Raw genomic sequence first — 14,265 nt, 5'->3', positions numbered from 1 at the left:
GCTTCACCTGGCGTTTCCCTAAACTTGGGCCTTTGTACCCGGTCAATTCGGGCCGTATTCGCGCGGCCGCGCCGTGCCCGGCACCATCCACGCCGACCCGCAGGTCCATACGCTAGCGTTGGACGGCCGCCCGCCTCTCGGTGCGCGAACACAGCAGCGGCGCCCACCCCCCGAACCGACTCCGAGGAGATCAGTGAGCAATCCCCGGCCGCGCATCGTCATGCTGGTGCACAACAACGTCAAAGGCGACTCCCGCGTCCAGAAGCAGGCGCGGTCGATCGCCGCGCTCGGATGGGACGTGACCCTCCTGGGGGTCTCCCCCGGCCGCCGCCGCTTCACCGGCGACCTCGGCGGCGCGAAGGTCGAGCTGATCCCCCTCCAGCCCGGCCTCCACCAGCGCCCCCACGAGCTGCGCACCAGCTTCCCCCGCGACCCCCTCGCCTACGGCAACGCCCTCAAGGCCCGCTGGAAGGACCAGCACCTCAAGGCCCGCCGCGCCGACCTCGGCGCCGCGAAGGCCGAGTTCCAGCTCTACGGCGACCGCCTCCCCGCCCCCAGGCGGGCCCTCACCTGGGCCCGGCTCCAGGCCCGCCGCGCCGGATTCAAGATCGACGCCAAGTGGACGAGGCTTCGCGTGCGCCGCACCGACGCGCTCCTGGAGCGGCGCCTCCTCGGCACCGCCCCCCTCGACATGGCGATCACGAAGTTCTGGCTCAAGACCATGGGCGACCGCGCGTGGCGGCGGCTCGACCCCGACCTGTGGCGCTACGAGCTCGCGTTCGGCAAGGCCATCGACAAGCTCGAACCCGACGTCATCCACGCCAACGACTTCCCCGTCCTCGGCGTCGGCGCGCGCGCGAAGCTCCGCGCCCTCGCCAAGGGCCGCGACGTGAAGCTCGTGTGGGACGCCCACGAGTACCTCGCCGGGATCAAGCCGTGGCGGCCCCACCCGCGCTGGCACGTCTCGCAGCTCGCGCACCAGCGCGAGTACGCCCCGTACGCCGACGCCGTGGTCACCGTCTCCGCCGAGCTGGGCGAGCTCCTCGTGCGCGACTTCCACCTGGCCGAGCCGCCCGCGGTGGTCCTCAACGCCCCCGGCGACCCGGCCAAGGCCGGGCAGGAGCAGGAGCTCGTCGTCACCGACGCCAAGGGCGCCAAGGCGTGGGAGCCGACCGTGTCCGACGCGGAGGCCGCGGTCCCGAGCCTGCGCGCGCGCTGCGGCGTCGGCCCCGACGTGCCGGTCATGGTCTACTCCGGTGCGGGCGCGCCCCAGCGCGGCCTCGACACGATGGTCGAGGCCCTCCCGGACCTGCCCGGCGTCCACGCCGCGTTCATCCTCCCGCGGCAGGCCGACGCGTACGCCGCGGCGCTGCTGGCCCGCGCCGAGGAGCTCGGCGCCGCCGACCGGGTCCACTTCCTGCCGTACGTCGAGCACTACCAGGTCGTGGAGCACCTCGCCGAGGCCGACTTCGGGGTCATCCCGATCCACCACTGGCCCAACCACGAGATCGCGCTCATCACGAAGTTCTTCGAGTACGCGCACGCGCGCCTGCCGATCGTCGTCTCCGACGTCGAGGCCATGGGCTCCATGGTCCGCGCCACCGGGCAGGGCGAGGTGTTCGCCGCCGAGGACGCCGCCGACTTCGCGCGGGCCGCGCAGGCGGTCCTGGCCGACCCCGAGCGGTACCGCAAGGCCTACGACGGGGCCGTGGACCTGGACGCGTGGACGTGGGAGCGGCAGGCCGAGGTCCTCGAAGGGGTCTATCGCCGCCTGCTCGAACGCTGAGGGCCCGCCCGTAGAATCGGCGGCCCCGGCTCCCCCGAGCTCGAACCAGTACGAGGAAAGCAGCAGATGTCTTACAGGGTCCAGGAAACCGCGCAGGTCCACGAGTCCGCGAAGGTCGGCGACGGCAGCTCCGTGTGGGAGCTCGCCCAGATCCGCGAGCACGCCGAGCTGGGCGTCAACTGCGTGATCGGGCGCGGCGCGTACATCGGCACGGGCGTGCGCATCGGCGACAACGTGAAGATCCAGAACTACGCGCTCGTGTACGAGCCCGCGCGGCTCGCCGACGGCGTGTTCGTCGGCCCCGCGGCCGTGTTCACCAACGACCACAACCCGCGCGCGGTCGCCGTCGACGGGTCCCTCAAGAGCGCCCACGACTGGGAGGCCGTCGGCGTCGACGTCGCCGAGGGCGCCTCCATCGGGGCGCGCGCGGTGTGCGTCGCGCCCGTGCGCATCGGCCGCTGGTCGATGGTCGCCGCCGGCGCGGTCGTCACCAAGGACGTGCCGGACTTCGCGCTCGTCATGGGCGTGCCCGCGCGCCGGGCCGGATGGGTCGGGCGCACCGGGGAGCGCCTCACCGACCTCGGCGGCGGCGAGTGGGAGGACCCCAAGAACGGGGACCGCTTCCGCGAGAGCGACGGGGTGCTCGCGGAAGCCTAAGGGCCGCTTCAGCTTTCGAGGAAGGGTCGCAGCGCTTCGGCTGCGGCCCTGCCGTCGTGCACGCGGCGCGCGAAGCGCAGCGACTCGGCCCCGATCGCGCGGGCCCGGTCGCGGTCCTCCACGAGCGAGACGACGACCTCTTCGAGGGTCGGCACCGTGGCGTGGACGACCGGCGGCTCCTCCCCCATGCGCTCGGCCGTCGCCTCGTGCAGGTACGCGACCGCGGGCCGCCCCGCGGCCATCGCCTCGACCGCGAGGGTCGAGTAGCAGCCCAGGGCGATCTGGTCCACGATCAGGTCCGCGCCGCGCACCAGGTCCCGCATCCGCGCGGGCGGCAGGCCCTCGGCGAGGCGGAACTCGATCTTCCCGGCCGCGTCGAGGCGCTCCAGGACCGGCAGGATGTCGTCGCTGCCCTTGGTCCAGCGCTTGGAGGGCGCGTGGAGCACGACCGGGCGGGCCCGCTCCATGACCGGCAGGTCGGAGTACCAGCGGTCCACGTCCACCGTCAGCGGCACCCACGTCGCCTCCGGCAGGTCGTCGAGGAGGTCCAGGGTGGTCGCGAACAGCGGCAGGCCCGACTCGCGGGCGGCGGCCCGGCTGCCGGTCGCCTTGAGCCGCAGCACCTCCAGGGTCCCCTCGGGGGCCCGGCGGTACGCGGAGTGCTCGTGGCGGGCCAGGTGCGCGTCGGGGTCGCGGACGTCGGAGCCGTGGAAGAGCAGCGCCGTGCGCACCCCCGCGCCCCGCAGCGACGGCAGGTCGCCGAGGATGTCGTTCCCGTTGCGCCGCCCCAGGACCGGCCCGGCCCAGTCGGAGAGCACGTGCGTGTACCCGTCGAGGACGCGGGCGGCGCGGGCCCGCTGGAACTCGGTCTTATTGAGCTGCGAGGACTCGAAGTACTCGTCGGCGGGGTAGCCGAACACGCCGCGCGGTTCGAGGGCCACCAGCTCGACGCCGGTGTCCGGGTAGTGCCAGGCGACGGCCTTCGCGATCGCCATGAGCTGCCCGGCGCTGTTGACCGGGCCCAGGCCCAGGCGCACCGCGTCGGTCGCTTCGAGCTTCGGCCACGGCGTGGGCGTGCCCAGGCGGGCGCGGGCGCGCAGGTGCCGGACCCGGTCGGGGTCGGCGAGGAGCTGCTTGACGGCGGCGGCCACCGCGCCCGGGTCGTCGGCGCGCGCGGCCTGGCCGACGCGGTGGCGCTCGCAGAAGTCCAGCGCCGCGGGCGTGGCGGGCGCGATCACCGGGACGCCCGCTTCGAGGGCGAGGACCAGGCCCGGCGGCAGCACGTCGTCGCGGGCCGCGGCCGGGAGGACCACTGCGGAGGCGGTGGACAGGAACGCACTGACCGGGCCGGTCGGCACGACCGCGTCGGCGAACGCCGCCGCGCGGGCGGGGTCGGCGCAGACGACGACGGTGCGGGCCTCGGTGAGCGCGGCGAGGCCGCGGACGGCGGTCGCGGTCCACGCGTCGTCCGGCCCGCCGTCGAGGACGGCGACCACGGGCAGGTCCGCGGGGGCGCCGGAGCGCTCGCGGAGCATGTCGCGGGCGGGCGCGGGCGCGGCGGCGCGGGCGGGCGCGGGGCCGAGCAGCTCCTCGTAGAGGGCCGTGTACCGGCGGGCCTGGTGCTCCCACGTGTACTCCGACAGGAGCGCGGGGTCGCGGTAGGCGCGGCGGTAGGAGTTCGGGTCGGCGGTGATCCGGCGGATCGCCTCGGCGAGGGCGGCGGGGTCGCCGGAGGCGTACACCTCTCCGCTGCCGAGGCGGCGGACCTCGGCGGCCATCGTCGCCACGTCCGAGACGACCAGCGGCAGGCGCGCGCGGCTGTACTCGAAGTACTTGTTCGGCAGCGACACCTCGTGGTTGATCGGCCCGGTCTGGAGCGGGTACACGCCGAGGTCGGCGGTCTCCAGGAACCGCGGCAGGTCCTCGTAGGCCACGTACCCGCGGAAGTGGACGCGGTCGCCGATGCCGTAGGACTTCGCGAGGGCCTTGAGCGACTGCACGTACGGGTTCTTGTGGCGGCTGACGATGAGCGCCAGGTGCAGGCCGGGGACGAGCCGCGCGGCCTCGATCATCTCCTCGATGCGCCGCTCGGGCGAGGCCCAGCCCGCGTAGACGGCGAGCGGGTCGTCCGGGCCGAGCCCGCAGGAGGTCCGGATGTCGCCGGGGTGGGCCCGGTTCGGGTCGGGCGCGACGGGCGCGTTGAGGACCACGGCCGGGAGCCGGTCGAGACGGTGCGTGTCGCGCAGCAGCTCGGCGAGCGGCTCGGAGACGGTGACGACGGCGTCGGCGTGCGGCAGGTAGCGGCGCTCGTAGCCGGTGAGCGCGAGCTTCTGCGCGGGCGGCTGCGCGTCGAGGCCGGGCCGGAACTCGTGGGCGTCGTACACGAGCTTCACGTCGCGGCCCTTGGCCTTGAGGTGCGCGGCGGCGCGGGCGCACACGCCGAGCGGGTACACGTCGTGGGCGTGCAGCAGGTCCGGTTCGAGCTTGAGGATGCGGGTGCGCAGCGCCAGCTCGATCCGGGTGGTGTTCACGTCGAGGCGCTTCCACGCGCGGTCGCCCAGGAGCGCGGCCCACCAGCGCCGCTCCAGGCGCTCCAGGCCGCCCTCCTCGATCCCGGTGAACCGCTCGCGGGCCTTCGTGGCCGCGGCGCGGCGCTCCATCCAGTTGCGCTGGACCTTCCGGCCGAGGCGGCGGACCTTCCGCGGGGTGCGCAGGAGGCCGTCGTCGCGGGCGCGGGACCGCTCCCGGTCGTCCGCTTCGAGGTCGATGCGGGCCGCGCGGACCCGGTACCGGACCTCCTTGGCCCGGGCCGGGTCGGCGTAGGCGAGCGGGAACCGGACCCGGGCGACGCGGTCGCGCAGCGCGGCCGGCGCCGCCAGGTCGGGCAGGGGGCAGCGGTGGACCGTGTAGTCGCCCTGGCGGTACTCCTCGGCCTTGCCGGAGACGGAGAAGCCGACGAGGTGGACGTCCCAGCCGTCCTCGGCCATGGACTGCGCGGCCTTCTGGACCCGCGAGTCGCCGTCGATCCGGTTGGCCACCACCATCACGACACGGGGAGGACGGGTCTGGGGCTCCATGCTCGGGCGGGTCCTTCCAGGCGCTCGGCCTAACTGCCGAGGACGATGTGGCGCCGACCTTCCCATGCGTCGGGGTCGGTGACGCGGCGGCCGTCGAGGAGGACCGTCACCCCGGGCAGGTCGGAGGGGGTCAGACCACGGTACTCGTCGTGGTCGGCCTGGACGACGGCGGCCGTCACCTCTTCGCCCCGATGGGCGGGGAGTCCCTCGGATTCGAGTTCCGCGGGCGTGTACATCGGGTCGGAGACGTACGGCACGGCGCCGTGCTCGCGCAGCGACTCCACGAGCGGGAACACGCCGGAGAACGCGGTCTCCTTGACGCCGCCGCGGTAGGCCGCGCCGAGGACGAGGACGCCTCGCCCGGCGAGGTCGCCGCACGCGGCGGCGAGCACGTCCACCGAGTAGGACGGCATGGCGCGGTTCGCGGCGCGGGCGGCGCGCACGACCGTGGCCTCCGGGTCGTTCCACAGGTACATCTGCGGGTAGATCGGGATGCAGTGGCCGCCGACGGCGATGCCGGGGCGGTGGATGTGGCTGTACGGCTGCGAGTTGCAGGCCTCGATGACCTTCATGACGTCCAGGCCCCGCTTGTCGGCGAACCGCGCGAACTGGTTCGCCAGGCCGATGTTGACGTCCCGGTAGGTGGTCTCGGCGAGCTTCGCCATCTCGGAGGCCTCGGCGGCGCCCAGGTCCCACACGCCGTTGGGCCGGGGCAGGTCGGCGCGCTCGTCGAAGTCGAGGACGTCCTCGTAGAACGCGACGCCCGCGGCGGTGGAGGCCGCGTCGACGCCGCCGACGAGCTTCGGGTAGCGGCGCAGGTCGGCGAAGACCCGGCCGGTGAGGACCCGCTCGGGGCTGAACACGAGGTGGAAACCCTCGCCGACAGTGAGGCCCGAACCGGCCTCCAGCATCGGGCCGAAGCGGTCGCGGGTGGTGCCCACGGGCAGGGTCGTCTCGTAGGACACGAGCGTGCCGGGCTTGAGCCCCTTGGCGACCGCCTCGGTGGCGGCGTCCATCCACCCGAAGTCCGGGACGCCCTCGGCGTCCACGAACAGCGGGACGACGACGACCACGGCGTCGGCCTCGGCGACGGCGGCGGTCGTGTCGGTGGTCGCCCGCAGGCGGCCCGCCGCCACGTTCTCCTTGAGCAGCTCCGCGAGCCGGTGCTCGCCGGGGAAGGGCTCGACCCCGTCGTTGACGGACTGGACGGTCCGGGCGTTGACGTCGGCGCCGACGACCCGGTGCCCCTTCGAGGCGAACTGGACCGCCAGCGGCAGCCCGATCTTCCCCAGAGCGACCACACAGATGTTCATGGGATCTCTTTCTGACGAGTTGCGTTGAAGCTATAGCTACGCAGCCGAGAATGAACGGCACCCGAACGCCGGGGGACGTGTCGATGTCGGGTCAGTGCACCAACGGTGCGCGGAACCGCTTCGGGGCCGTCCGATTCACCTGTCGGACAGGAAGCCGAGCAGTCGGGAGGCCCCGTGCCGGGTCGCACGCTGGCGGACCTTCACGACGATGCTCCGCTTCCGGCCCCACTCTACAGAGACCCCGCGGAGCTCCCCCTCCCGCCGGACGTACCCCTGGGGGGCCTTGAGCGGCAGGTCGTACACGTGCGCGCCGAGGCGGACCGAGGCGCGCAGCGCCCACTTGCCGACCCCGCCGGCGAGCCCTTCGAGCGGCAGCCGGGCCGTGGCGACCGTGGCCGTCCCGTCGGGGGCGGTCGCGGTCGCGGCGGCGGCGTCCGGCTCGGGGAAGCCGGTCGAGGCGGCGGCGGGCGCGGGTTCGGCGCCGTCGGGGAGGCGGACCGCCCCGACCCGCACGGCGTCCGCGTCCAGGCCCTCGACGGGCAGGAAGCACGAGTATTCGAGGTGGTAGTCGCTGCGGCGCACGCCGGTCCACACGAGGTAGCGGGGCTCGACGCCGCGCGCGAACGCCTCGGTGAGGGGCTCGCCGTCGGCGGCGAACCACTCGTCGGGGAGGTCGGCGGCGGTGCGGAACCCGGGGTAGCGGGCGTAGAGGCGCCCGTCCTCGACGAGGTACCGGGGGGCGGCCTGGGCGAGGGCGGCTTCGAGGAGTTCGAGGTCGCGGTGCTGGGCGAGGGACACGCGCACGCGCAGGGCCACGGGCAGGCCCGCGCGGAGGCCCTCGGTGAGGTGCGCGTCGGCGAAGTCGGCGGCGGCCCGCCACGCCTCGGCGCGCGCGAACGCGTCGAGGGCCAGGAACCGCGGGTCGAGGGCGGCGGCGATCTCGCGGGCGAAGACCCCGGCGAGGACCGCGTCGCGGGAGTCGGGGCCGAGGGAGGCATGGTCGAGGCCGTCCGCGGCCTCGGCGAGGCGCTCGGCGGCGGCGACGAGTTCGAGGGGGGACGCGGCGGAGGGGGCGGCCGGGGCGTCGTCCTCGCAGACGGCGACCGCGGCGGCCTTCGCGAGCGCCCGCAGCGCGAACAGCTCGGCGGCGGCGGGCCCGTCGGGGTAGTCGAGGCCGTCGAGGAGGTCCCGGCGGAAGAGGCGCGCGGCCCCGAGGTCCGCGAGCGCGGCGGTCCCCGCCGCGCCGCCGAGGTCCGCGCTCGCGCCGCACAGCAGCACGTCGGCGTCCCCGGCGGCGGACAGGAGCCGTTCCAGCCGTTCGGGTGCGGGCGTCTCGGCGTGGTCGACGAAGACCACGTAGCGCCCGCGGGCCGCCGCGAGGGCGGCGGTGCGGGAGGCCCCGCCGGGGGCCCCGGCGCGGACGACGCGGACCAGGTCCGGGTGCTTCTCGGCGAACCGGTCGAGGTCCTCGGCGTCCCCGTCGTCCGCCACGGCGACGACTTCGAGGCGGCCGGGGCCGAGGGTCTGCGCGGCGAGCGCCGCCAGGCAGTCCAGGCTTCCTCGGTGCACCGTCACCGCGGTGAGGTCCGGCGGGGCGTCGGTCATGCGGTCGGGGCCAGGGAGACGGTCTCGCCCGTGGCGGCGGAGTGGAGGATCGACTCGGAGACGGCGACGGTGGCCGCGCCCATGCGCAGGTCCACGATGTCGTTGGACTTGCCGAGGATCGCGTCGCGGAACTGCTCGTGCTCGACCAGCAGCGGCTCGCGCTTGCGGATCGCGTACCGGATCATGTCGCCCTCGGAGACGCCGCGGAAGTTGCTCAGGGCCTCCCACTCGTTGGCCTCGATGCCGTTCGCGTAGAACGTCAGGTCGGCGGTGAGCGTGTCGGCGATGAAGCAGCCGCGGTCGCCGGTGACGACGGTGGTGCGCTCCTTGAAGGGGCTCAGCCAGTTCACGGAGTGGTTCGCGATGACGCCGTTTTCGAGCACGCCGACCGCGGAGACCATGTCCTCGTGGGGGCGGCCGGAGCGGGAGACGGTGCGCGCGGAGACCGACGCGTACCGCTGCCCGGTGACGAACCCGGTGAGGTCGATGTCGTGGGTGGCGAGGTCCTTGACGACGCCGACGTCGGCGATGCGGCCGGGGAAGGGGCCCTGGCGTCGGGTGACGACCTGGAGGATCTCGCCCAGCTCGCCCGCGGACAGCCGCTCGCGCAGGCTCGCGATCGCCGGGTTGAACCGCTCGATGTGGCCGACGGCGCCGACGAGGCCCTTGGCCTCGAACGCGTCCGCGAGGCGGGTCGAGGCCTCCGCGGTGTGCGCGAGGGGCTTCTCGATGAGCGCGTGGACGCCGGCCTCGGCGAGCGCCAGGCCGATCGGCTCGTGGTGCACCGTGGGGCAGGCGACGACGGCGTAGTCGAGGCCCAGTTCGATGAGCTGCTCGACGGTCTCGACGAGGCGGACCCCGGACGGGAGCGAGGAGGCGGCGGCGACCGGGTCCGCCACGGCCACGAGCTCGACGCCTTCGAGGGCGTGGAGGACGCGGGCGTGGTTGCGGCCCATCGCGCCGAGGCCGATGAGGCCCGCGCGGAGCTGGGTGTCGGTCATGCCTCAGACCTCCAGGGCGTTGACGGCGTCGACGATGCGGTCGAGCTGGTCGTCGGTGAGCGAGGGGTGCACGGGGATCGAGAGGACCTCGGCCGCGGCCCTGTCGGTCACGGGGAGTTCGACGTCCATGTGCGCGTACGGGATGAGCTTGTGGATCGGCGTCGGGTAGTAGACGGCCGAGCCGACGCCCGCGGCCTTGAGCTGCTCCAGTGCGCCGTCGCGGTCGCCCTCGACGCGGACGGTGTACTGGTGGTAGATGTGGCGCGCGCCCGCGGCGACCGGCGGGATGGTCACGGTCTTGATGGCGGCGTCGAAGCGCGCGGCGTTGGCGCGGCGCTGCTCGGTCCAGCCGTCGAGCTGCCGGAGCTGGACGCGGCCGATCGCGGCGGCGACGTCGGTCATGCGCATGTTCGCGCCGACGATCTCGTTCGCGTACCGCTGCTCCATGCCCTGGTTGCGCAGGAGCCGGAGGGTGCGCGCGAACTGGGCGTCGTCGGTGGAGACCATGCCGCCTTCGAGCGAGTGCATGTTCTTCGTCGGGTAGAAGGAGAACGTGCCGCCGATGCCGAAGGACCCGACGGGCTTGCCGTCGACGGCCGCACCGTGCGCCTGGCAGGCGTCTTCGAGGATCGCGAGGCCGTGCCGCTCGGCGATCTGGACGAGGCGGGTCATGTCCGCGGGGTGCCCGTACAGGTGCACCGGCATGATCGCGACGGTCTTGGGGCCGACGAGGGCCTCGACGTGCGCGGGGTCGATGCAGAAGGAGCCGGACTCGATGTCGGCGAACACGGGTTCGGCGCCGACGAGGCGGACCGCGTTCGCGGAGGCCGCGAAGGAGAACGACGGGACGATCACCTCGTCGCCGGGGCCGACGCCCATGGCCATGAGCGCGAGCTGGAGGGCCGAGGTGCCGGAGTTGACCGCGACGCAGTGCGCGGTGCCGGAGACGGCGGTGAACTCCTCCTCGAACGCCGCGACCTCGGGCCCCTGCACGACCATGCCGCTGCGCAGCACCGCTACCGCGGCTTCGATCTCTTCCTCGCCGATGTGCGGCTTGGCGGGGGGGATGAACCCCTGGTTGTCCGTTGGCACTGGGCCCCCTGTACTGGTGGATCGGTGATGGTGGATGCGCGGCCGGGGTGCGGACGCGTGACGATGGTACCGACGCTCCGGGCCGGGTCCGCCGCCACACCGCGCGCGCTATGGCGCCGCCGCCCCGCCCCTTCAGGTCTTCTCGTAGGGCGAGGGGAACGGGAAGTAGTGGTCGAGGAAGCGGCGGACCATGAGGGCGATCGCCTCCTCCTTCTCGGGCGGGGTGTCGACGTCGTTGAGGCAGAAGTACTCGGCGTCGCGGCCCTCGGCGAGCTCCGCGAGCTGCTTGGGGGCGTCGCGGTGGCCGATGTCGACGTAGTGGAGCTTCGAGGCGCCGGGGACGGCCCGGCCGGTGAGCATCGAGTAGTGGTGGAGCATCCCCACGAACTCGATGTCGGCGGGGTCGCGGAAGCGCGAGCGGGCGGTGGCGTCCACGGCGGGCGCGTACCGCCCTGCCATCTCGGCGGCGGCCTCGCGCAGCTGCGGGTGCGGCAGGTGCTTGAACTTGCTCACGGTCTGGCGCCCGAAGTCGGCTTCGAGCAGGGCCCGCACGTTGCGGCCCGCGGAGTTCGGCGCGGAGTCCTCGGCGCGGGCGGCGCCGACGCCGATCTGGAGCGGCGAGAACGGGAGCTGCGCGACCCCGGAGGCGTGGAAGAACTTCTCGGCCCGGCTGGGCACGCCGAAGAACACGTCGTCGTTCATGACCAGGTAGTGGTCGGCGAGCCCGGGGATGCGGTGGAGCTGCGTGGCGATCGCGTGGGAGGAGAACACCGGGAGCACCGAGGGGTCGGCGAAGATCTCCGCGTGGTCGACGACCTTGACGTTCGGGGCGTCGGTGTCGAGCCAGGCCGGGACCTGCCCGGCGGTCACCAGGTACACGTTGCGGATGAACGGCGCGAACGTGTGCAGCGAGCGCAGCGAGTACTTGAGCTCGTCGCGGCTGACGTACCGGGACGCGCCCGTCAGGTGCGTGTGGTCGGCCGCGCCGCCGCCGAGGTGGCGGGCGCGCTGCTCGGCCCAGTCGGGGTCCGAGCCGTCGACCCACATGTAGACGGCGTCCACGGGGAAGTCCACGTCGTCGACGAGCCGGTGCGTGAACGCCCGGAACGTGGGGTGCTTGTGGTCGCCGACGTCGGTGCTCGCCGGGACCAGCTCCTCGGCGGGCAGCACGTCGGAGACGCGGTTGGGCCGCGGCGCGACCAGGCCGCCCGCGAGCATCGCGGCCGGGACCTGGACCTTCAGGCGGGCGTTGCGCCGCTCGAAGTCCGGCTCGGCGGCGAAGTCGTCCCCGTCGCGCCAGAACTCGACGTCGCAGCCGTAGTCCAGGCCCGACAGGACCTGCCCCTGCGGGCCGAGCGTGAACCGGCCGAAGCGGATGACCTGCGCGAACTTGACGGCCTTCGGGAGGGCCCCCTCGCAGTACAGCGCCACGGACTGGTGCGCGGCGCTGATCTTCGCGGCGTACACCTCGGTGTCGCCGTAGTGCCCGCGCATGGCGTCGAGCAGGGTCTTCTTGTCCGCGCGGCGCACCCCCACGGCGTGGCGCAGGTGCGACCTGCCGGGGACGAGGAAGTACGGGACGCCCGCGGCCTCGGCGGCGTCGGTGACGATCCGCAGGTTCGCCTCGGCGGCGTCCGCGGCCGTGAAGCCGGCGGCGAGCCGCCCGGCGACCTGGTGCCCGTCGAGGCGGAACGCCCGCAGCGCGGGGTCGGCGGCGACCAGGGCCGCGATCCGGCGGCGGCCGGTGCGGCGGCGGCGCCGCTCCAGGACCCGGTCGCGCAGCCCGGCGGGGAGCACCAGCCCGGCCAGGTGCCGCACCGCGGCACCGGGGCTCCGCTGCTGACCGGGCATCCGTCCTCCTTCGGGATTCGCACGAAATGAGGGTCCGTGCGAAGTTGATAATACAGCGGCAACGCGCAGTGAATGAAACGTGAACGTACAGGGTGTAGACGGCCTGCACCCCCCGAACGGTTGCGCCGCCGCTCCTGTGACCCTCGTCAGGCGCTCGCGCCGAGCGCGTCGCGCGCGAACTTCAGCGACTCGTGCAGGTCGTCGGCCCGGCGGGACCGGTTGCCGCTCTTGCGGGTCGAGACCTCGACGGTGATCGAGCCGTCCCAGCCGGCCTTGCCGAGCGAGCCCAGCAGCTCCCCGCACGGCTGCGTCCCGCGGCCGGGCACGAGGTGCTGGTCCGAGCCGGGCGCGGTCCCGTCGCACAGGTGGATGTGCCTCAGGCCCTTGCCCATGCGCTCGGCCATGGCGAGCGCGTCGGCCCCGGAGGCCGCGCAGTGCGACAGGTCCAGGGTGTAGGAGTCGTACCCGTGCCGGGTGGGGTCCCAGTGCGGCCGGTACGGCACCAGGTTCCGCTTGCCGACCTTGAGCGGGAACATGTTCTCGACCGCGATCGTCACCCCCGGGTACCGGGCCTTGAGCCCGTCGAGGACCGTCGAGAACTTCGCCGCGTACTCCCGCTGCCACGAGAACGGCGGGTGGATGACCACCGTGGGCGAGTCGAGGTACTCCGCGGCCTGCACCGACCGGCGCAGCCGCGTCCAGGGGTCGGCGCTCCACACCCGCTGCGTCACGAGCAGGCACGGGGCGTGGACGGCGCCGATCTTGACGCCGTAGTGCTTCGCGAGGCTGGCCGCGGCCGACGGGTCCTGGGAGACCCGGTCGGTGAAGACCATCAGCTCGACCCCGTCGTAGCCGAGCTCGGCGGCGAGCTCGAACCCCACCGCGGTGGGCTCGGGGTACACGGACGTGGTCGACAGCAGAACCGGGACGGACTGGGTCACGCCCACCAGGGTACGCCGCCCTCCGAACGCGCCGACGGCTTCGTGGTCAGCGCGGCGTGAACCGGACCTGAACCCCCGGTACGGGTACCGTTGAGCGATGACCGACGAGGTGCCCGCGGGCTTCGACCGCGAGTGGGTCGAGTTCTTCGATCCCGCTGACTCCGACACGATGGTCCGCGCGGACCTGACCTGGCTCCTGTCCCGCTGGGGCTGCATCTTCGGGAAGCACCCCGACCAGGGGGGCTGCCCCGGGATCGAGGCGAACCAGCCCGCCGACGGGTGCTGCCTCCACGGCGCGTTCTACACCGACGAGGCCGACATCCGCCGCACCCGCGAAGTCGTCAAGAAGCTCACGCCCGAGACCTGGCAGCTCCACCGCAAGTGGAAGCACACCATCGTCGACGACACCCTGGAGAACGACGAGGGCGAGGAGGAGCCCGCGAAGAAGACCGCGGTCGTGGACGGCGCGTGCGTCTTCCACAACCGCGAGGGCTTCCCCGCGGGAGCCGGGTGCGCCCTGCACCAGCAGGCGATGCGCGACGGCGTCCACCCGATGGAGTACAAGCCCGAGGTGTGCTGGCAGCTCCCCGTCAAGCGCGACTTCAAGACCGAGCACCGCGCCGACGGCACCGACGTGTCCGTCACCCTCATCACCGAGTTCGACCGCGCCTCCTGGGGCCCGGGCGGCCACGACTTCGACTGGTGGTGCACGAGTTCGCCGCTCGCCCACACCGCCGTCGAGCCCGTGTACCTCTCGTACGCCGTGGAGCTGACCGAGCTGCTCGGGGCCGCGGCCTACGAGAAGCTCGCGGACCTGTGCGACGAGCGCGAGCGCCGCGGCCTCGTCGCCCCGCACCCCGCGACGGCCGCGAACGGCCCGACCCCGCTGCCCCCGCCGGTGCGGCTGGTCCCCAGCCCCGCCGAGCGCGCGCGCTAGCGCGG

10 protein-coding genes are annotated in these 14,265 nt (G+C 73.8%); 3 read left to right on the top strand and 7 right to left on the bottom strand.

The genetic code is table 11. The features are described from left to right. The first annotated feature begins 193 nt into the window (after nucleotides 1-193). Together ACFFXY_RS06240 and ACFFXY_RS06235 are read left to right on the top strand one after the other, a co-directional pair. A complete protein-coding gene (locus tag ACFFXY_RS06240) occupies nucleotides 194-1,786 on the top strand; it encodes a glycosyltransferase family 4 protein (RefSeq protein WP_382347116.1) in 1,593 nt (530 codons plus the stop codon). Nucleotides 1,787-1,852: 66 nt separating this feature from the next. Then, a complete protein-coding gene (locus ACFFXY_RS06235) occupies nucleotides 1,853-2,443 on the top strand; it encodes an acyltransferase (protein ID WP_382347113.1) in 591 nt (196 codons plus the stop codon). An 8-nt stretch (nucleotides 2,444-2,451) separates the two neighbouring features. Here the strand turns inward: ACFFXY_RS06235 and ACFFXY_RS06230 are convergent, their stop codons facing one another. From ACFFXY_RS06230 to ACFFXY_RS06200, 7 genes are all read right to left on the bottom strand, one after another. Beyond that, nucleotides 2,452-5,520 carry a glycosyltransferase gene (locus ACFFXY_RS06230; RefSeq protein ID WP_382347110.1) on the bottom strand — a complete coding sequence of 1,023 codons (3,069 nt, stop codon included), beginning with the start codon at nucleotides 5,518-5,520 and terminating at the stop codon, nucleotides 2,452-2,454. A gap of 29 nt (nucleotides 5,521-5,549) precedes the next feature. Further along, on the bottom strand, nucleotides 5,550-6,833 hold the full coding sequence (locus ACFFXY_RS06225) for a nucleotide sugar dehydrogenase (RefSeq protein WP_382347107.1): 1,284 nt from the start codon (nucleotides 6,831-6,833) through the stop codon (nucleotides 5,550-5,552). Nucleotides 6,834-6,968: 135 nt separating this feature from the next. Next, nucleotides 6,969-8,438 carry a glycosyltransferase gene (locus ACFFXY_RS06220; RefSeq protein WP_382347105.1) on the bottom strand — a complete coding sequence of 490 codons (1,470 nt, stop codon included), beginning with the start codon at nucleotides 8,436-8,438 and terminating at the stop codon, nucleotides 6,969-6,971. Further along, a complete protein-coding gene (locus ACFFXY_RS06215) occupies nucleotides 8,435-9,439 on the bottom strand; it encodes a Gfo/Idh/MocA family oxidoreductase (protein WP_382347103.1) in 1,005 nt (334 codons plus the stop codon). The genes ACFFXY_RS06220 and ACFFXY_RS06215 overlap by 4 nt, the downstream gene beginning before the upstream one ends. Before the next feature lie 3 nt (nucleotides 9,440-9,442). Further along, on the bottom strand, nucleotides 9,443-10,531 hold the full coding sequence (locus ACFFXY_RS06210) for a DegT/DnrJ/EryC1/StrS family aminotransferase (RefSeq protein WP_382347101.1): 1,089 nt from the start codon (nucleotides 10,529-10,531) through the stop codon (nucleotides 9,443-9,445). Between the two features lie 132 nt (nucleotides 10,532-10,663). Then, nucleotides 10,664-12,382: a stealth family protein gene (locus tag ACFFXY_RS06205; protein ID WP_382347099.1), complete on the bottom strand. Its 1,719-nt coding sequence runs from the start codon at nucleotides 12,380-12,382 to the stop codon at nucleotides 10,664-10,666. Nucleotides 12,383-12,528: 146 nt separating this feature from the next. After that, on the bottom strand, nucleotides 12,529-13,323 hold the full coding sequence (locus tag ACFFXY_RS06200; RefSeq protein WP_382347096.1) for a sugar phosphate isomerase/epimerase family protein: 795 nt from the start codon (nucleotides 13,321-13,323) through the stop codon (nucleotides 12,529-12,531). A gap of 97 nt (nucleotides 13,324-13,420) precedes the next feature. Here ACFFXY_RS06200 and ACFFXY_RS06195 point away from each other — a divergent pair, with 97 nt between their 5' ends. Next, on the top strand, nucleotides 13,421-14,260 hold the full coding sequence (locus ACFFXY_RS06195) for a DUF3109 family protein (protein WP_382347093.1): 840 nt from the start codon (nucleotides 13,421-13,423) through the stop codon (nucleotides 14,258-14,260). Nucleotides 14,261-14,265 lie beyond the last annotated feature (5 nt).

Source organism: Glycomyces mayteni, from assembly GCF_042428885.1.
GTDB classification, from domain to species: Bacteria; Actinomycetota; Actinomycetes; order Mycobacteriales; family Micromonosporaceae; genus Glycomyces; species Glycomyces mayteni.
This window is presented reverse-complemented; position numbering and strand designations above follow the sequence as displayed.

Bases quoted from the DNA above. Each gene is read 5' to 3' on its own strand.
- ACFFXY_RS06235 (WP_382347113.1), top strand. From the start codon at position 1,853: ATGTCTTACAGGGTCCAGGAAACCGCGCAGGTCCACGAGTCCGCGAAG.
- ACFFXY_RS06230 (WP_382347110.1), bottom strand. From the start codon at position 5,520: ATGGAGCCCCAGACCCGTCCTCCCCGTGTCGTGATGGTGGTGGCCAAC.
- ACFFXY_RS06225 (WP_382347107.1), bottom strand. From the start codon at position 6,833: ATGAACATCTGTGTGGTCGCTCTGGGGAAGATCGGGCTGCCGCTGGCG.
- ACFFXY_RS06220 (WP_382347105.1), bottom strand. From the start codon at position 8,438: ATGACCGACGCCCCGCCGGACCTCACCGCGGTGACGGTGCACCGAGGA.
- ACFFXY_RS06215 (WP_382347103.1), bottom strand. From the start codon at position 9,439: ATGACCGACACCCAGCTCCGCGCGGGCCTCATCGGCCTCGGCGCGATG.
- ACFFXY_RS06205 (WP_382347099.1), bottom strand. From the start codon at position 12,382: ATGCCCGGTCAGCAGCGGAGCCCCGGTGCCGCGGTGCGGCACCTGGCC.
- ACFFXY_RS06195 (WP_382347093.1), top strand. From the start codon at position 13,421: ATGACCGACGAGGTGCCCGCGGGCTTCGACCGCGAGTGGGTCGAGTTC.